Source organism: Pseudomonas brassicae (assembly GCF_010671725.1).
Classification (GTDB): domain Bacteria; phylum Pseudomonadota; class Gammaproteobacteria; order Pseudomonadales; family Pseudomonadaceae; genus Aquipseudomonas; species Aquipseudomonas brassicae.
In genome coordinates this window covers 1-16,266 of the sequence record NZ_JAAHBU010000187.1, presented here as the reverse complement: position 1 = coordinate 16,266, position 16,266 = coordinate 1, and the positions used below count along the sequence as shown (strand labels likewise).

Annotated in this window: 19 protein-coding genes and 2 pseudogenes; 16 read left to right on the top strand and 5 right to left on the bottom strand. The window is 65.4% G+C overall.

Going from position 1 to position 16,266, the window contains the following annotated elements; all coding sequences use genetic code 11:
* The first annotated feature begins 11 nt into the window (after positions 1 to 11).
* From G3436_RS14520 to G3436_RS14490, 7 genes are all read left to right on the top strand, one after another.
* The gene (locus G3436_RS14520; RefSeq protein ID WP_163946080.1) at positions 12 to 374 is read left to right on the top strand and encodes a hypothetical protein; all 363 of its coding nucleotides are present in this window, start codon (positions 12 to 14) and stop codon (positions 372 to 374) included.
* Complete coding sequence (locus G3436_RS14515; RefSeq protein ID WP_163946117.1) at positions 371 to 928, top strand: GNAT family N-acetyltransferase; 558 nt, start codon at positions 371 to 373, stop codon at positions 926 to 928. Before G3436_RS14520 ends, G3436_RS14515 begins: the two co-directional genes overlap by 4 nt.
* A 73-nt stretch (positions 929 to 1,001) precedes the next feature.
* The gene (locus G3436_RS14510; protein WP_163946115.1) at positions 1,002 to 1,547 is read left to right on the top strand and encodes a hypothetical protein; all 546 of its coding nucleotides are present in this window, start codon (positions 1,002 to 1,004) and stop codon (positions 1,545 to 1,547) included.
* Positions 1,548 to 1,556: 9 nt separating this feature from the next.
* Positions 1,557 to 2,072 carry a hypothetical protein gene (locus G3436_RS14505; RefSeq protein ID WP_163946112.1) on the top strand — a complete coding sequence of 172 codons (516 nt, stop codon included), beginning with the start codon at positions 1,557 to 1,559 and terminating at the stop codon, positions 2,070 to 2,072.
* A gap of 18 nt (positions 2,073 to 2,090) precedes the next feature.
* Entirely contained in the window at positions 2,091 to 2,612 is a 522-nt protein-coding gene (locus G3436_RS14500) for a hypothetical protein (RefSeq protein ID WP_163946110.1), read from the top strand.
* A 50-nt stretch (positions 2,613 to 2,662) separates the two neighbouring features.
* Entirely contained in the window at positions 2,663 to 3,046 is a 384-nt protein-coding gene (locus tag G3436_RS14495) for a lysozyme inhibitor LprI family protein (protein WP_243667147.1), read from the top strand.
* Between the two features lie 81 nt (positions 3,047 to 3,127).
* Complete coding sequence (locus tag G3436_RS14490) at positions 3,128 to 3,673, top strand: sterol desaturase family protein (RefSeq protein WP_163946107.1); 546 nt, start codon at positions 3,128 to 3,130, stop codon at positions 3,671 to 3,673.
* Here G3436_RS14490 and G3436_RS14485 read toward each other — a convergent pair.
* A complete protein-coding gene (locus G3436_RS14485; protein ID WP_163946106.1) occupies positions 3,585 to 4,508 on the bottom strand; it encodes a DMT family transporter in 924 nt (307 codons plus the stop codon). The two genes, G3436_RS14490 and G3436_RS14485, sit on opposite strands and share 89 nt — an antisense overlap.
* Before the next feature lie 81 nt (positions 4,509 to 4,589).
* On the opposite strand from G3436_RS14485, the pseudogene G3436_RS27625 reads away from it, so the two are divergent.
* Positions 4,590 to 5,395, top strand: a pseudogene (locus tag G3436_RS27625) (AraC family transcriptional regulator).
* Between the two features lie 86 nt (positions 5,396 to 5,481).
* Positions 5,482 to 6,633: a hypothetical protein gene (locus G3436_RS14475; RefSeq protein ID WP_163946103.1), complete on the top strand. Its 1,152-nt coding sequence runs from the start codon at positions 5,482 to 5,484 to the stop codon at positions 6,631 to 6,633.
* Positions 6,634 to 6,675: 42 nt separating this feature from the next.
* Here the strand turns inward: G3436_RS14475 and G3436_RS14470 are convergent, their stop codons facing one another.
* Positions 6,676 to 7,203 carry a UPF0149 family protein gene (locus tag G3436_RS14470; RefSeq protein WP_163946100.1) on the bottom strand — a complete coding sequence of 176 codons (528 nt, stop codon included), beginning with the start codon at positions 7,201 to 7,203 and terminating at the stop codon, positions 6,676 to 6,678.
* Positions 7,204 to 7,440: 237 nt separating this feature from the next.
* Between G3436_RS14470 and G3436_RS14465 the strand changes: the two genes are divergently transcribed.
* From G3436_RS14465 to G3436_RS14450, 5 genes are all read left to right on the top strand, one after another.
* Positions 7,441 to 9,141: a type I secretion system permease/ATPase gene (locus G3436_RS14465; RefSeq protein ID WP_163946097.1), complete on the top strand. Its 1,701-nt coding sequence runs from the start codon at positions 7,441 to 7,443 to the stop codon at positions 9,139 to 9,141.
* Positions 9,138 to 10,043, top strand: coding sequence for a biotin/lipoyl-binding protein (locus G3436_RS14460; RefSeq protein ID WP_338001260.1), 906 nt, complete (start codon positions 9,138 to 9,140; stop codon positions 10,041 to 10,043). Before G3436_RS14465 ends, G3436_RS14460 begins: the two co-directional genes overlap by 4 nt.
* Positions 10,007 to 10,438 carry a beta-barrel domain-containing protein gene (locus G3436_RS28555; RefSeq protein WP_338001259.1) on the top strand — a complete coding sequence of 144 codons (432 nt, stop codon included), beginning with the start codon at positions 10,007 to 10,009 and terminating at the stop codon, positions 10,436 to 10,438. Before G3436_RS14460 ends, G3436_RS28555 begins: the two co-directional genes overlap by 37 nt.
* Before the next feature lie 4 nt (positions 10,439 to 10,442).
* Positions 10,443 to 11,762 carry a TolC family protein gene (locus G3436_RS14455; RefSeq protein ID WP_163946094.1) on the top strand — a complete coding sequence of 440 codons (1,320 nt, stop codon included), beginning with the start codon at positions 10,443 to 10,445 and terminating at the stop codon, positions 11,760 to 11,762.
* A gap of 69 nt (positions 11,763 to 11,831) precedes the next feature.
* On the top strand, positions 11,832 to 12,848 hold the full coding sequence (locus G3436_RS14450) for a calcium-binding protein (RefSeq protein ID WP_163946091.1): 1,017 nt from the start codon (positions 11,832 to 11,834) through the stop codon (positions 12,846 to 12,848).
* 45 nt (positions 12,849 to 12,893) lie between these two features.
* Here G3436_RS14450 and G3436_RS14445 read toward each other — a convergent pair whose 3' ends face one another.
* Positions 12,894 to 13,331, bottom strand: a complete 438-nt coding sequence (locus G3436_RS14445; RefSeq protein WP_163946089.1) for a hypothetical protein — start codon at positions 13,329 to 13,331, stop codon at positions 12,894 to 12,896.
* A 50-nt stretch (positions 13,332 to 13,381) separates the two neighbouring features.
* Positions 13,382 to 14,098 (bottom strand): SDR family NAD(P)-dependent oxidoreductase, encoded by a 717-nt coding sequence (locus tag G3436_RS14440; protein WP_243667146.1) that lies wholly within the window; start codon positions 14,096 to 14,098, stop codon positions 13,382 to 13,384.
* A gap of 167 nt (positions 14,099 to 14,265) precedes the next feature.
* On the opposite strand from G3436_RS14440, the gene G3436_RS28550 reads away from it, so the two are divergent.
* Positions 14,266 to 14,982, top strand: a complete 717-nt coding sequence (locus G3436_RS28550) for a CPBP family glutamic-type intramembrane protease (RefSeq protein ID WP_163946086.1) — start codon at positions 14,266 to 14,268, stop codon at positions 14,980 to 14,982.
* Positions 14,983 to 15,031: 49 nt separating this feature from the next.
* Here G3436_RS28550 and G3436_RS14430 read toward each other — a convergent pair whose 3' ends face one another.
* Complete coding sequence (locus tag G3436_RS14430; RefSeq protein ID WP_163946082.1) at positions 15,032 to 15,814, bottom strand: AraC family transcriptional regulator; 783 nt, start codon at positions 15,812 to 15,814, stop codon at positions 15,032 to 15,034.
* Between the two features lie 93 nt (positions 15,815 to 15,907).
* Here G3436_RS14430 and G3436_RS14425 point away from each other — a divergent pair.
* Positions 15,908 to 16,266: pseudogene (locus G3436_RS14425) on the top strand (EamA family transporter); the annotation flags it as partial.

The window sequence follows — 16,266 nt, the reverse complement described above, 5'->3', positions numbered from 1 at the left end:
TGTCCTCCAGCTTGCTGGCGCTGGACCTGCGCCTGAGCGACTGGCTGATTCCTGCCTGGGCCAACCCTGACGGCGAACGCCTGTTGCTGCGCCATGGGGTGCCCCGCGTGATGCTGGCGCTGCCGATCTATCCGATGCTGGCGGGCACGCACCCGCTCATCGCCGGCGTGGGGCTGGCGGGCTATTTTGGCGTGGGCCTGCTCGGCCTGCTGCCCTACACCCCACCTTCGGGCGAAGGCGACGGCCCACTGCACAAGGCCTGGCGGGTACTGCATGAACTCTATGAGTTCAACTGGGCCCAGGTGGCGTTGCTGGTGGCGACGGTGGTCGTGGTGGTCTGGTGGCAAGTTCAACTACCGGAGTTTATGTCATGAGCTGGACAGAAGGTTTCGACACCGCGCTGTGCCTGAACGGCGCGCGCGTGCAACTGCGCCCGATGTGCGCCAGCGATGCCGAGCAATGGCTGGGCATCATGGCCGACCCCGAGGTCATGCGCTACTGGCACCACGGCCCCTGGCAGGCGCTGGCCGAGGCCGAAGTGGCGTTGCTGGCCGACCGCGCCGCGTACCTGGCAGGGCGCAGCCTCAAGCTGGGTATCTACCCGCACGGCAGTGAGCGGTTGCTGGGCATGTGTCAGTTCTTCAGCATCGATGCCGAGTCGCGTCGCGGTGAGATCGGCTACTGCCTGGCCAGCAGTGCCCAGGGCCAGGGCTACATGCGCGAGGCACTGGAGTTGTTTGTCGAGTACCTGACTGTCGGCCTGGGCATGCGTCGCCTCGAAGCCGAGATCGATCCGCGCAACCACGCCTCGGCGCGTACCCTTGAACGCATGGGGTTCGAGCGCGAAGGCCTGCTGCGTGCGCGCTGGTGCATCGCGGGCGAGGTGTCGGATTCGGCGTTGTATGGGCTGCTGCTCGAATCGAGCTGAATCACTTGGACAGCGGGGGAGGCGATGGGCTATCGTCGCGCCCCGCTTTCTACCCGGCCAAATGGACTGACTGGTGCGCCTGGATTATCGCTCGCTGAGCTTGTTGCTGTTTCTAGTGTGCCTGTACCCGGAAGCCTGTGGCTGGGGTGCCGACTCGGTACTGCGTGGCATGCACGCGCTGTCGATGGGCTGGCTGGCGGGTGGGCTGTGGTTCGCCAACCCGCTGCTGCTGGGCGCTTTCGTGACCCATCGCAGCGATCCCTTGGTCGCTTACCGCCTGGGCTGGGCGGCGGTGCTGCTGACCAGCATGGCGCTGGTGCTGGGCTGGACCGATTGGGCACTTCTTCCGCGTGGCCCGCAGGGGCCCGAGGTGCGCACCGGGTATTTCCTGTGGCTGGCCTCGATGCTGGTGTTCGTCATCGGCCAGTACCGCTACCGGCACCAGCCCAAAAACAGTGTGCCGCCGGCGGGCTGGCTGCACTGGGTACTGCTGGCAGGCATCGTGCTGACCGTTCCATTGTCGTTCGTCAAGGCCACGGTCCCGCCGCCGCGGCCGCTCTACATGGAGCTGGGCGAGCCTGCGCCGGCATGCGATGACTGTGAATTCGAGGTCAACTAGATGCGGCTGATGTTCAAGCGTCATTACGTGGTGCTGAGCCTGGCGCTGTTTCTTGGCAGCCTGTACCTGGACGTGCTGCCGGTGGGTGACCTGACCATGGTGCGCGGCATGCACGCCTTGACCCTGGGCTGGTTGGGCGGCAGCGCCTGGTGGGCCAACCCGCTGATCTGCCTGGCGCTGATGATGCGCCGCAACCGGCCGCAGCTGTCCCTGCTGCTGGCGGGCATGGCGCTGCTGCTGGCGGCGCAATGGTTGCCGGTGATCGGCTGGGGCGAGTCGCGCATGCTGCCGGTACAGGCTGACGGCCTGCCACGGTTGCTGGCCGGTTACTACCTGTGGGTGGTGGCGCTCGCCGTGTACGTGGCGGGGCAGTTTCTCAATCGCCAGCAGGTCCCCGGCGGCGCTCGCCAGGGCTGGTTGGCGTGGGTGCTGGTCGCCGCGATCTACGTCACTGCTGCGCTGTCATTCACGGCGTGGAGCGACCGTCCGCACCGGCCACCCTCGATTCCCGCCAATGCAATCTGACCCCATGGATGTTGTTCAGTGAAACGTAATTACCTGACGTTCAGCCTGCTGCTGTTCGTGTCGTGCCTGTATTTCAGTGCCTATTTCACCGACAACGGCGGCCGCATGAGCGCGGTATGGCTGCTGGTGTTCGGCCTGTGGGGCATCCCGTTCCAGATCTATGGCTGGTTCGCCAACCCGCTGTTCGGCCTGGCGCTGCTGACCCATCGCCGGTTCCCGCGGGTGGCATTGGGCGTGTCGGTGCTGGCGCTGTTGCTGGGCCTGTCGTTCCTGGTGGTGAGCAAGGTGCCCGACAATACGCCCCAGTCCTATGAGTTCGTGCAACTGACCTCGCTGGGCGTGGGCTACTACCTGTGGATCGGCGCATTCGTGCTGATGACCCTGGGGCAGGCGCTGCACTGCCGCGATCGGCGTGAGGTGCGCCAGGTGCCACGCCTGCGTATCATCGACTGGTTGCTGTTGCTGGTGGTGCTGGCGGTGATTCTGCTCACCGCGTTCCCCGAGCACGGCTACGTGATCGAGCGCACGCACCCCTGGTGAGCAGGGTGGGCTGCGCCACCTCAACCGGCAACTACACAAGGAATGCAGTGATGATCAAGCGAATGATGGGCGTGGCGCTGCTGGCACTGGGCGCCGTTGCGGCGCAGGTGCAGGCCCAGGAGTCGGCAGCGTATGCGGCCTGTCTGCAAGCCGCGAACACCACCGTGAGCATGAACGCGTGCAACAACGCCGAGATCGAGCGCGAGGACAAGCGCCTCAATCAGGTCTACAAGCAGGCCATGGCCGCGCTGGGCCCGGTGCAGAAGGTCAAGCTGCGCGACGCCCAGCGGCTGTGGATCAAGTACATCGACAGCAACTGCGACCTGTACTTCACGCTGACCGGCGGCACCATGGACATGCTCAATGGCGCGGGCTGCCGCTTGCGCATGACCTCGCAGCGGGCCGATGAACTGGAGGCCTTGCAGTTGCCGTGACGGGCCCGGCGGCGCCAGGCATGGACCCGCGGGCGCCGATCAAATACCCTGAGCGCATCATTCCCCAGCCCCGTACCGCCGATGATTGCCCACCTCGCGATATTCCTCTGCACCCTGGTCGCCATGGAAGGTGTCGGCTACCTGGCGCACAAGTACGTGATGCACGGCTGGGGCTGGTTCCTGCACCGCTCGCACCACCAAGCCCACCTGGGCCCGGTGGAAACCAACGATGTGTACCTGGTGATCCTGGCCCTGGCTGCGATCACCCTGATCGTGTTCGGCAATGCCGGCCACGATCCGTTGCAATGGGTGGGCGCCGGCGTGGCGGCGTTTGGCGTGATCTACGTGGTGGTGCACGACGGTATCGTGCACCGTCACTGGCCGCTACGCCCCAGGCCGCGCCACCCCTACCTGCGTCGGCTGTACCAGGCGCACCTGATGCACCACGCGGTCAAGGGGCGCCAGCACAGCGTGTCGTTCGGCTTTCTGTATGCGCCGCCCCTGCGTACCCTGAAGCAGCAACTGCGCGAGCGCCGGGTCAGGCCGCTTCGGCCTGCGCCGCAGCCTTGCGCGCCGGCTTCATCGAACCTACGTACACCGCCACCACCGTCACCATCGCACCGGTGATCTGCAGCGCAGAACTGGCCTTGCCCAGGAACGCCACGTCGATGAAGTAGGTGATCACCGGTTCCAGCAGCAGGATCAGGCCGGCCAGGCCCAGGCTGATGGCGCCGATCGAGCGGTTGACCATCAGCCAGCCGACGAACTGCACCAGCACGCCGTAGATCACCAGCATGTACAGGGTCTGCTGATCGTTGATGGCCAGGCTTTCGCCGCGCAGCAGTGCATACCCGAGCATCACCCCGGCGGCCCACAGGCTCAGGTGCAGCATCTGTGCAATCTTGTCGCCCCCGGCCTGGGGCAGTTGCGTGGTGACTTTGAGGTAGTACACGCAGATGGCGTAGGCCAGCCCCGACAGCACGCCGTAGAGCACGCCCTGGATGCCCAGGGTGCTGCGCATTTCTGGCAGCAGCAACAGGTACAGGCCGAAAAAGGCCATGCAGATCGACACCACGAAGTACACCGAGGGTTTTTCCTTGAGCAGGCAAAACCCGAGCAACGTCATGAAAAACACCTGGCAATTGGTCAGGATCGAGCCGATGCCGGGCCCCACGATGTAGATACTGTGGTGCCACAGGATCAGGTCGATGGCCAGGAACACGCCGGCCAGCGCGGTGTAGCGCCGGGCCCTGGGGTGGGGCAGGGCGGCGGGCACCTTGCGCACCTTGAGCAGCAGGTAGAACAGTACCGAGGCGATCAGCATCCGGTAGAAGCCTGCGCCGCCCGCGCCGATGTTGGCGAATGCCACGGCCAGCGCCGACAGGCTCAGCATCAGCCCGCCGATGGTCAGTTCCAGCACGGCCCTGTTGCGCGACAGGGTGACCCCTTTCAATTGCTGCATGACATCCTCTGTTCCAGTGGCGAAAAGAGGGCTAAGTTAGCCACGCGCGTCGCGCCCGTATTGCACAAAACTGGACAGGCCATGGAACAGGATTTTTCACGCTTCTGGCGCATACCCGAAGGGGATTGCGAGCTGCTGGCGGCGCGCTACAGCGCCCGCGCCTTCGGCCGTCACGCCCATGAGCGCTATGCGGTCGGGGTCATCAGTGCCGGTGTGGAAAAGCTGTTCTACCGCGGTGCCCAGCACCTGGGCACGCGGGCAGCATCGTCACGCTTACGCCGGGCGAGATGCACGACGGCCTGCCGGGCAGTGCCGGGGGCTGGCAATACCGCATGCTCTACCTCGACCCGCAATGGCTCAACGGCGCGGTGTTTGGCGGGCGACCTGGCAGCGAACACATCCACTTGTTCAGGCAGGCGTTGACCCATGACCCGGCGTTTGCGCGGATGTTTGTGCAGCAGCACCAGGCCATCGAGCAGTCGTGTTCGGGCCTTGAGCGCGAGAGCATCCTGCTGCAGCTGGCAAGCCAGCTGTTCGCGCGCTGCGGTGGGCCGCAGCCAGTGGCGCTGGCGAGTGAGCGTGAGGTGGTGCGGCGCATTCGGCAGGTGCTGGACGATGGGTTCGACCAGAGCATCGCCTTGCACGAACTGGCGCAGTGGGTGGCGCTGGACCCGTTGTACCTGATCCGGGTGTTCAAGAAGAGCGTCGGGGTTTCGCCGCACAGCTACCAGATCCAGCGGCGTGTGGCGCATGTGCAGCAGTTGTTGCGCAGCGGGGTGAGCATTGCCGAGGCCTCGTTGCGCTGCGGCTTTTTTGACCAGAGCCACATGACGCGGGCGTTCAAGAAAGTGGTGGGCGTGACGCCGGGGAGTTTTCGCAACGGCTAGCGTGCGCTACGGTAGGCGCCAGCGTTGCTGGCGCAGAGGCCATCCCACTCACCCGCAACCCGACTACCCCCAAGGAAGGTCTCAACGTGCCCCGAATTGTTGCCGTCTTGTCTGTACTGCTGTGCCTCAGTGGTTGCACCGAATACAAGTGGGGCCATGACTGGACGGTCGACCGTCCGGGTGGCTGGCAGGACCACAGCGACCCAAGCCTGCGTTTCGGCGCCCTGCTGGGCGCCACCTGCAACGCGAGCCCGCTGTCGCTGAAAGTGGAGACCGTCGCAGAGTCCACCTACCAGTCGGTGTTTTTCGTGCCGTTGTTCTATCACTGGAGTGGCGGTGACTACCCGGTGGTCATCACCCTCAGCCACCCGGACCTCAAGGCCTGCACCTCGCCTGCGCAGAACCCGCTGGTGGTGAGGCTGGACGGTAAACCTGTTCCGACCCTTGGGCTGATGAAGGCCGCCCAGCAGGGCGGGCGCTGCATCATGGCCTTCGACGACACACGCCCGTCGGGCAGCGAGCTGTCGATCGAAATCAACCCGGCCATACTGCCCTGCGCCATCGCCCCGGTGGCCCTGAAAAAGGACCGCTATTTCTGCATCCGCAACATGCGTTGGGGGGGGCTCGCCCAGTTGCAGGCAGTAGCGGGCGGTAATGCCGGCGAAGGCACGCCACAGCCGATAGCCCACATACTCGCGCAACTGTGGATGCCGGGCGCGGTGGTAGCAGTCCCAGTAGCTGATCATGCGCGCGCGCAGGGTATCGAAGTAGGCGGGATTGTCGCGGATGAAGTCGCCGTAGAGGTGAGGGGCGAGGGCGGGCAAGTGGGCTTCGCACACCTCAAGCAGCTCCATCACGTATTCGCCGCAAAGCTGCAGCACGAAGGGCACCACCCAGGGTTGTTGGACCGTGATGATCCGCTGCAGGTACTGCTGGCGCACATGGCCGTCGGGATGACGCGTGAGCAGGCAGGCATGCAGCAGGCGCTGGGTCGGGGTCAGTGGCGCGTCGCAGCTGGCAGGCAGGTACAGGCGATAAGGGATGACCAGCGGTTCGCTGCCCAGGGTGACGGCGATGCCCTGCTCGGCATTGGGCAGGTTCAGGGTGCGCGCCAGGGACTCGACCTCGGCCGCCAGGGGGCGGGGGAACGCGCAGGTGATCGAGGTGGGGTGGTTGAGCATGGCAGTGGCCTGTTGTTCGGTGAGCGTGGCGACCCCATCGCCGGCAATCTCCTGTAGCAAGCGGCCTTGCCGGCGATGGGCTGCGCAGCAGGCCCGGTGTTAGCGCTGCGCTACCCAGTAACTGCGCAGTGCCTGCGCCGCCGGCTCGATCGCCGCTACACGCTGACGGTGCAATACCACATCCAGGTCGGCCGGCAGGTCGAAGTTGTCCTGCTCGGCACAGCTTGCAATCACGTCCAGCGCCGCCTGCTGCGCCGCTGGCAGCGCCGGCCAGTTGGCCAGGCCCACACCGCGCAGGTAGCCAAAGCACCATTCCTCGGCCAGCGTCAGCGGCTGGCCGTTGTGCTCGGTCTGCTCGAAACGCGGGCAGAACTGCTCCGCCAGCCCGTTCAGGTGGCGTGTGCTCAGCTCGATGAACTGCTTGCACTGCGCCGGGCTCTGCCACGCTGGCTGCTGCCCGCCGAAGATCCCCGGGAACCACTCGGCGATATCCACCGGTCGCGGGCCGGACACCAGCGCGGTGAGGTAGCCGTCGAGCTCGGAGGTGTTGAGCACCGAATGGTCATCGCCATACTGGAGCAGGATATCGTCGATGAACTCGACTTCGGTAGCGCTGAGCGTGTGCATGCAAAGGTCCTTCACAGAGCGGATGGCGCACCGCCAAGGGTGCACCTCAAAGGCACGCAGCATGGCCTGTGCGCAACGATTTAGCCAGCCTCGCGGGCGACGCCTGGCGGATTAAGTTTGGATTCAGATTGCTCGCGTACCGTGCGTGCGTGATGGCTGATTGCCCTGTCGCGTGGCACCTGCTGCGTCAACTGGTGCGTGCGGCTGTACTTACCTTAACTGCGCCGGCCCGTACCCATGACCTCAGCTCCTAGCCCCGCCCTTGAACAGGCCCTCATTGCGTGCAAGCGCAGCTTTCTGTCGGTAGCAGGCTTCAGCCTGTTCGTGAATTTCCTGATGCTGGCCCCTTCGTTCTACATGCTGCAGGTCTACGACCGGGTGCTGGCCTCGGGCAACTACGCCACGTTGTTGATGTTGACCCTGATACTGGTAGTGCTGCTGGCGACGATGGGGGCACTGGAGTGGGTACGGGCGCGCATTCTGGTACGGGTCAGCACGCGGCTGGACCTGCTGCTGGGGCCGCAACTGTTCGATGCCGGCTTTCATCAGGCGCTCGGCAGCGCCGGCCAGCACGCCGGCGGGCAGCCGCTGCAGGACCTGGCGGGGTTGCGCCAGTTTCTGACCGGCACAGGCCTGTTCGCTTTTTTCGATGCGCCGTGGATACCCCTCTACATTGGCGTGATGTTCCTGTTCCACCCCTGGTTCGGCTGGTTCGGCGTCGCGTGCGCGGTGCTGCTGGTGATCCTGGCGTGGCTCAACGAGCACCTGACCCGAGAGCCGCTCAAGCGCGCCAGCCAGGACAACCTGCACGCCAGCACCTTTGTCGGCAAGAGCCTGCGCAATGCCGAGGTGGTGTGCGCCATGGGCATGCTGGAACGCCTGCGCCAGCGCTGGCAGGTACGCAATCATGCCGTGCTGCTGGCCCAGCAGGTGGCCAGCGATCGCGCGGGAGCCGTCGCCGGCGTGGCGAAAACCGTGCGCTTGCTGGTGCAGTCGCTGATTCTCGCGCTCGGGGCGTGGCTGGTGCTGCGTCAGGAGATCAGCCCGGGGCTGATGATTGCAGGTTCCATCCTGCTCGGCCGTGCGCTGGCGCCCATCGACCTGATGATCGGGGCGTGGCGCGGCTTTGCCGGCGCACGCCTTCAATACGCGCGGTTGGGTGAGGTACTTGAGCACAATCCGCCGCAACCTTTGCGCATGACGTTGCCGCCACCCAGTGGCCAGGTCAGCCTGGAAGGCCTGACGTTGGTCCCGCCGGGTGCGACCCAGGCGGTGCTGCATGACCTGAGCGTGCAACTGCCGGCCGGGCAAGTGGTGGGGGTGATCGGCCCCAGTGGCGCCGGCAAATCGAGCCTGGCCCGTGCGTTGCTGGGCATCTGGCCGGCGAGCTGCGGCAGCGTGCGCCTGGACGGTGCCGACATTGGCAGTTGGGGGCGCGCCGCGCTTGGCCCGCACGTGGGTTACCTGCCGCAGGATATCGAGCTGTTCGACGGCAGCGTCAGCGAGAACATTGCACGCTTTGCCGAGGTCGACCCGCAGGCCGTGATCGCAGCGGCGCGCATGGCGGGTGTGCATGAGTTGATCCTGCGTTTGCCAGACGGCTACGACACCCAGCTGGGGGCCACTGACGGTGTGTTGTCGGGCGGCCAGCGCCAGCGCATCGGCCTGGCCCGGGCGGTATATGGACGGCCGCGGCTGGTGGTGCTCGACGAACCCAACTCCAACCTCGACGACGAAGGCGAACAGGCTTTGTTGCAGGCGCTGCGTGCGCTCAAGGCCAGTGGCAGCAGCGTGTTTGTCATCACCCACCGCAGTGGCGTGCTGGCACATGTGGACAGCCTGTTGCTGCTGCGCGACGGCACCCTGGCCCTGTACGGCGCACGTGATGCAGTACTGCAGGCCCTGCAGGGCCAGCGCCCAGTGGAGGTGGCGCAATGACCGCATTGCATGCCGCCACCTTGCAGGTAGCCGACGGCCGTGAACGCTGGATCGGCTGCGCGATCCTGTTGCTGACCTTCGGCGTGTTCGGCGGCTGGGCCGCTTTTGCGCCGCTGGACAGCGCCTCGCTGGCGCCCGGCGTGATCACCGTCGAGCATGCGCGCAAGACCGTGCAGCACCTCGAAGGTGGCATTGTCAGCGCGCTGCACGTGCGTGATGGCGACCGGGTCAAGGCCGGTGATGTGCTGATTACCCTGAGTGACTCGCGCACCGCAGCCGAGCGCGAGATGCTACGCAGCCAGTTGGCGGCGCTGCAGGCCATGCAGGTGCGCCTGGCGGCCGAGCGTGATGGCTTGCCGGCGCTGCCGGGGGTCGATGGCGCCGATGAACTGGCGCGTGAAGCTCACGCCATGGAAACGCGGGTGTTTCAGGCACGCCGGGCGGCGCGAGAGGGCGAGGCCGGCGTACTGCACAAGCGCGTGCTGCAACTGCAGGCACAGATCAGCGGTTTCGCTACGCTGATTGCCGGCAAGCGTGCGCTGGCGGCGTCCTATACCGAAGAAATCACCGACTTGCGCGAGTTGCTGCGCGAGGGGTTCGTCGACCGTCAGCGCCTGCGCGAGCAGGAGCGCAGCCTGGCGCGGCTGCGCGGCGAGATCGCGCAGTTGCAGGCCTCGAGTGCACAGAGCCGGCTGGAGGCCGCGAAACCGAGCTGCGGGTGTTGCAACTGGACACGCAGTTCGCCCGGCAGGTGGCGGATCAACTCGCTGAGCTGGCCCCGCGCGCTTTCGACCTGCGCGAGCGCCTGGCTGCACTGGACGAGCGGGCCCAACGCAGGCAGGTGCGCGCGCCCGACGCGGGCACCGTGCTGGGCCTGCGTGTACATACGGTCGGCGGGGTGATTAGCCCGGGCATGGCGTTGATGGAGATCGTGCCCGAGCGTGAGGCGCTGGTGGTCGAGGTGCAGATCTCGACCACCGATATCGACCGTGTGGTGCCTGGCAACCCGGTCGACATCCGGTTCAGCGCATTCAGCAGTGCCAGCACGCCAGTCATGGCGGGACGCCTGCGCCGGGTTTCGGCAGACCGGCTGGTCAACGAAAAAACCGGGGCGGCGTACTATCTGGGCCAGGTCGAGCTGACCGATGCCGCGCTGCACAGCCTGGCCACCCAACGCTTGCAACTGGTGGCGGGCATGCCAGCGGAGGTGCTGCTCAAGGTGGGCGAGCGCAGCTTGCTCAGCTACCTGACACAACCGGCCGGCAACCTGTTTGCCCGTGCATTGATCGAGGACTGAGCGCATGCGTACCCCTAACCTGGTCGTCGGCTGCCTGCTGTGGCTGTGTGTGCCTTTGCAGGCCGCTGCGCAACCCCCGGCGGCGGACCTGTGGCAGCTGTATCAGGAAAGCCGCGAGAGCGACCCACGCCTGCTCGCGGCACAGGCGCGCAGCCGCAGCAGTAGCTGGAGCGAGCGCGAAGCCTTGGGCCAGATGCTGCCGCAGATCGGGGTCAGCAGTGCGTTCAATCGCACCACCAGTGAAACCGCACTGCAACAGGCCAACTACAACGGCGAGCGCTACGCCATCGGCCTTAGCCAAGTGCTCTACAACCCTGAGCTGTGGCACAGCTACAAGCGCTTTGCAGCGCTCAGTGCGGTGCAGGATGCACAAAGCCGCGATACCCGTGAAGCGGCCGGCCTGGAGTTGGTGGAGCGTTATTTTGCGGTACTGGCAGCCGAGGACGCGCTGGCGCTGGCGCAAGCCGAGCGGCGTGCGACCCGGCTCAATCTGGAGCGTGTGCAAGCCTTGTTCGACAAGCAGATGGTCAAGGTGACCGATGTGCTTGAGGCCCGTGCGCGGACCGATGCACTGGCTTCGGCCGAGATCGCTGCGGCCAATCAGGTGCAGGTCAGCCGCGAGGGCCTTTCGCAGCTGATCGGCCGGCCGGTGACCGAGCACCTGCGGCGTCTCGGCGAGCAGGTGCCGTTCAACCTACCGCCCGAAGCACGTGAGTACTGGGTGCAGCGGGCGCTGGCGGACAACCCGGCGTTGCAGGCACACCAGCGTGCGGTGCTGGCGGCACAGGCCGGCGAGCGCGAGGCGCGTGCCGGGCACCTGCCCAAGGTGAGCCTGAACCTGACGGGGCAGCGCAGCGACATTGGCTATGAAAACAGCCTGACCCCACGTACCGATACCTATGTGGCGAGCATCAACGTGCAACTGCCGTTGTACAGCGGCGGCTCCACCCGTGCGCGGGCTGAGGCAATGCGCGAGCAACTGCGCGCCGCCGAGTACGACTACGAAGCGGCACGCCGGCAACTGCTGCGCGAGACCCGCGAGGCGTTTTACGCCGTGCACACCAGCCAGGCGCGAATGGTGGCGGCGCGCCCGGCACTGGTCTCGGCGCAGAAGGCCCGCCAGGCGGCGGAACGCGCACTGGGCTACGGCGTGATCGATGCGGTACAGGTGCTCGACACGGTGGAGGCGGAGTATCGCGCGCATCGCGACCTGCTCAAGTCGCGCTATGACTTCGTCATGAGTGTGCTGGCGCTGCGGCGCTGGAGCGGCAGCCTGCTCGACAGCGATGTGCGCATGGCCAGCGCCTGGTTGGTGGAGGCGTGACGGATTCAGCTTGGTTTAAGCATCAATGCGTACCGTAACCTGGGCACAGCAACCGAAAAGGATATTTCCATGAGCACTACCAAACAGGGGCGGCTGGACGATGCCTACAAGTTCTCCATCGTGGGCGGCAAGGTCAAGGCCGTGTACGAGTACGACGATGGCCGCTTCGAGCGCGAGACAATGGAGCGTGATGAAACCTGGAGCGTGCAGGGCAACAACGTACGCATGACCGAGCGGGACAAGGGCGTTACCGAGACCGAGGAGTATGCCGACGTCAATGGTGACGGCATCTATTTCAAAGTGTCCGAGACCCACGTTGGCAGCGCGCGAAGCGACCGTATCAGCGGCGACAGCACCAACGACCGGCTGTTCGGCAAAAGTGGCAACGACCAGCTCTGGGGTGGCGCCGGCAATGACTACCTGCGCGGTGATGCGGGCAATGATGTGATCGACGCCGGGGCTGGCAAGGACCAGATCGTGGGCGGTGCCGGCAATGATACCTACAAGGGCGGCGCGGGCGTCGACACCGTTATCTATTCCAGTGCCCGTGCAGGCATTACCGTTGACCTGAACAAGGGGGTGGCCGGTGCCACGCTTACCCGCGGCGATGCGGCGGGGATCGGGCGGGACACACTGACTGGCATCGAGAATGTCACCGGTGGCGACTTCCATGACCGGCTGATCGGCAACGCACAGAACAATCAGTTGAGTGGCGGTGCGGGCAATGACCTGCTGCACGGCGGGCTGGGGCGTGACGTGCTGAGCGGCGGTGCCGGCAAGGACGTGTTCAAGTTCGCCTCGGTGCAAGAAGCTGGCACCAGCAGCAAGACGCGGGACGTGATCACCGACTTTGCCAAGGGCGACAAGATCAACCTGTCGGGCATCGATGCAATTGCCGGTGGCCGCGCCAACGAGGCGTTCAAGTTCGTGGGTGATGCAAGCGCGGTGAACGCTGCCAATGCCAAGGGCGCGTTGTGGTTTTCCAACGGCGTGGTGTATGGCAGCACTGATGGCGACGTGGCGCCGGAGTTCCAGATCCAGGTCTCGGGCGTCAACAGCATGACTGCGGCTGACTTTGTGCTTTGATGCCCTTAGGCCAACCGTGACGGGTTGGCCTGCTCATTTGAGGGATTAGGCGATGGTCGCGCTGAACACCATGGGGATGTAGTAGCCCGAGGCGGGCAGCGCCTGGTGATCGAGCAGGTCGAACCAGTCGGCGTGCACCCGTGTTGCAACTTCTGCGGGGTCGTCTGTTTCTCGAATCTCGCGACCGAACGGCAAGCGTCCATGGGCCTGCGACACCAGGCTCAAGCGCAGTTGCCGTGCCTGCGAGTCGTGCCAGCAGTAGAACCGCATCGCCTTGCCGGCGAGCTGTTCACGCCGGGCGTCGAGCAAGCCAAGGATCAGCTCGCGCAGGCCGGCGGCGGTGATATCGGCCTGCTCGGCCGCAGTGGGCGAGAACCGCCACAGGTTGCTGTTGGCCTCATGGTTGATGTCGTCGAGGTCGATGAGCGTCTCGTCGTCCCTGGCCATGTCGAGCCACTGTTGCAGCACCCTTGCACGGTCCATCACGCGACCTCCTGGATTAAAGAGCGGCGAGCTTGGCAGAGGCAGGTGGCTCAGAAGCGCTCGTCGAGGATGGCTGGCAAAGTCAGCTCCTTGACGTAGCTGGCCGACGACAGGCTCAGGGCCATGTGCACCACCTGCACCACATCGTGCACCGGGATCAAGTGGCCTGCGCCGTGTTGCTCGGCGACGCTGCGCGGGGTGCTCAGCGGGTCGTCGGTGTTGAGGTAACCCAGGTTCAGGCAGGTCACGCCCAGGCGCTGCGCGCGATAGCCTTCGCGCAGGGCGTCGGCGATGCCGCGCAGGGCAAACTTGGAGGCGCCGAAGGTGACCTCGGGGCGACCGCTCTGGGGCAGGCCCGAGGTGGAGCCGGTGAGGATGATGCGCGGGCGCGGGCTCTGCAGCAGGATAGGCAGCAGGCGCTTGAGCACCAGCAAGGTGGCGGTGATGTTGCAGCCGACGATGGTCTCGACCTGCTCGTCGGTGTCGGTGAGGAAGCTGTAGGCGCGATCGAACGCCAGCTCTTCCCAGATGCCGAGGTTGTAGATGAGGGTGTCCAGGCCGTTTTCGGCGACCGCCTGGGCGAGCGCGGCGGCGGCTGTTGCCGGCTCGCTCAGGTTGGCTTCGACCAGCCCAACTGCACGCCGGGCTTGGGCTGGATGTGCGCGGGGCGTGTGCGCGAGACGCCGATCAGCCTGTCGCCGCTCGCCAAGGCCCTCGATCAGGGCTTTGCCGAGGCCTTTGCTGGCGCCTACCACCATGGTTTTCATCGATCGATGTCCTTATCTGTGTGCGCAGGGAGCAGGGATGCAAACAGAGGTGCGGGACGTAAGCAAACGGAGGATGTTTCCAGATGTGAATCAAGGCTCGCCGCTGCACACGTGTGTCTCCCATAATGCGGGCCCTACCGTTTTGATGTGATGCCCCGGAGCCAGCTGTGAACCGTTCAGTACATGGAAGTCCCGCAACAAGCCCTTACATCGCCACCACCACCGCCAGGCGAATTGCCCTCGCACTGCTGGCGGTGCTGCTGTATGGCGTGGCACAGATCGTCGGCGCGTTTGTGTTCGGCAAGGACATGGACTTCATCCTGGCGCTGTTCGGCGCCCATCTGGTGGCGTGTGCGGTGATTGGCGGGCTGTACCTGTGGCTGCGCCGCAATGGCCCGGCCGGGCATGCCTTCAAAGGCGCCAATTTCAGTGGCAAGGCGCTGTGGCTCGGGCTGTCGAGCGTGGTGGTGGTGTACCTGCTGGCGTACAACTACGCGGCACTGGTCGCGCAGCCGCCCGAGCCTTTCATGCTGCAGTTCATGAGCATGCTCGACAGCGGGTCGCTGGTTGACCGCCTGTTGCTGGTGGGCATGGTGATCATCCTTGCGCCGGTGGGCGAGGAGTTGGCGTTCCGGCATTTCCTGTTCAACCTGTTCCCGTTCAAGCAGCCGTTGTGGGCGCTGCTGGCGATTGTGGTCACGGCGCTGGCGTTTGCCTCGATTCACCTGCAATACACCTTCAAGTCGACCGTGGTGCTGCTGTTCGTCCTTGCGCTGATGCTGGCGTACGCTCGCCTCAAGACCGGCGGCCTGTTGGTGCCGATGGCCATGCATGCGTGTGCCTCGACGTTGGCGTTGGTGTTGTATCCGTTGTTTTACCCTTGAGCGCGCAAGGCTGATGCGGGCGCCTGCGGCGGCCTCAGCGCCCAAATCGTCAGCTTCCAGCCTTTGCAAAATACCGACTTGGCGCCTGCCCCAGTGCTCGCCGAAACACACTGGTGAACGCGCTTGGGCTGCTGTAGCCCAGGTCCGTGGCCACGCGCGTGATCGCTTCCCCGTTCCCCAGCCGCACCACCGCGCTCAGCAGGCACGCCTGCTGGCGCCATTCGACAAAACTGATACCGGTTTGCTGGCGAAACAGCCGGGTGAACGTTCGGCGGCTCATGCCGACCTGGCGGCTCATCGCCTCTATCCCCACCTCCAGCGAGGGCTGCGCGAGCAGGTGGCGGCAGGCTTCTGCCAGCCTTGGCTCGCGAGGCAGTGGTGCGTTCAGCGACAAGGGCTGCATGCCGGCTATTTCGTGCAGCAGCAGGTGCATCAGATGGCCATCCCGGCTCTGCTCGGCGTACAGCGTCGGCACGTCCATCGCCTCGCCCAGCAGCTGGCGCAGCAGTGCCGACACACCAGACACCTGGCACTGCGCGGGTAGCCCGAGGCGCGTGGCAGCGGCGCTATCGATGTAGGTGTTGAGCATCGTCACCGGCCCGTTCATGCTCATTGCGTGCGGCACGCCGGCGGGTACCCAGATGGCGCGTTGCGGCGGCACCACCCAGTTGCCCTGGTCGGTGTACACCGTGATAACCCCACAGGCGGCATAGGCAAACTGCCCGCGCGGGTGGGTGTGCTCCGCAAAGTGCTGGCCGTCGGCATAGTCATTGGCGGTGACCACTGCATCGCGGGTGGTGTTTGCGTAGGGATCGACAGGGGATTCGCGCATGGCCCGAATTTAATGGTCTCTGACCTGATAGTGCAAGCGAGCCATGCACTTGATTGCGCATAGTGATGCCCTGAATGTCGGGATGTGCTCGCTATGCAAAAGAAACACCTGGCCCTGGCCGTGTTGGTGACGGCTGTGTGGGGGCTGAATTTTCCCATTACCAAGCTGGGCCTGGCGGCGGTGGATCCGCTGTTGCTGACAGCGCTGCGCTTTACCCTGGCGGCGTTGCCCTGGGTGTTCTTCATCAGGCGCCCGGCGATCGCCATCGGCTGGTTGGCGGCGTATGGGCTGATTTTCGGCGTGGCGATGTGGGCGCTGATCAATGTGGGGATCGAGATGGGCGTACCGCCGGGCACGGCGGCGCTGTTGATCCAGTTCAGCGCGTTTTTCACCTTGGGCTGGGGGGGTGCTGCTGTTTCGCGAGCGCTTGAGCGTGGGGCAGGGGGTGGGTG

Coding starts and splice junctions, on each gene's coding strand:
- G3436_RS14515 (WP_163946117.1), top strand. CDS start 371: ATGAGCTGGACAGAAGGTTTCGACACCGCGCTGTGCCTGAACGGCGCG.
- G3436_RS14505 (WP_163946112.1), top strand. CDS start 1,557: ATGTTCAAGCGTCATTACGTGGTGCTGAGCCTGGCGCTGTTTCTTGGC.
- G3436_RS14495 (WP_243667147.1), top strand. CDS start 2,663: ATGATCAAGCGAATGATGGGCGTGGCGCTGCTGGCACTGGGCGCCGTT.
- G3436_RS14490 (WP_163946107.1), top strand. CDS start 3,128: ATGATTGCCCACCTCGCGATATTCCTCTGCACCCTGGTCGCCATGGAA.
- G3436_RS14485 (WP_163946106.1), bottom strand. CDS start 4,508: ATGCAGCAATTGAAAGGGGTCACCCTGTCGCGCAACAGGGCCGTGCTG.
- G3436_RS14470 (WP_163946100.1), bottom strand. CDS start 7,203: ATGCACACGCTCAGCGCTACCGAAGTCGAGTTCATCGACGATATCCTG.
- G3436_RS14465 (WP_163946097.1), top strand. CDS start 7,441: ATGACCTCAGCTCCTAGCCCCGCCCTTGAACAGGCCCTCATTGCGTGC.
- G3436_RS14460 (WP_338001260.1), top strand. CDS start 9,138: ATGACCGCATTGCATGCCGCCACCTTGCAGGTAGCCGACGGCCGTGAA.
- G3436_RS14455 (WP_163946094.1), top strand. CDS start 10,443: ATGCGTACCCCTAACCTGGTCGTCGGCTGCCTGCTGTGGCTGTGTGTG.
- G3436_RS14450 (WP_163946091.1), top strand. CDS start 11,832: ATGAGCACTACCAAACAGGGGCGGCTGGACGATGCCTACAAGTTCTCC.
- G3436_RS14445 (WP_163946089.1), bottom strand. CDS start 13,331: ATGGACCGTGCAAGGGTGCTGCAACAGTGGCTCGACATGGCCAGGGAC.
- G3436_RS14440 (WP_243667146.1), bottom strand. CDS start 14,098: ATGAAAACCATGGTGGTAGGCGCCAGCAAAGGCCTCGGCAAAGCCCTG.
- G3436_RS14430 (WP_163946082.1), bottom strand. CDS start 15,814: ATGCGCGAATCCCCTGTCGATCCCTACGCAAACACCACCCGCGATGCA.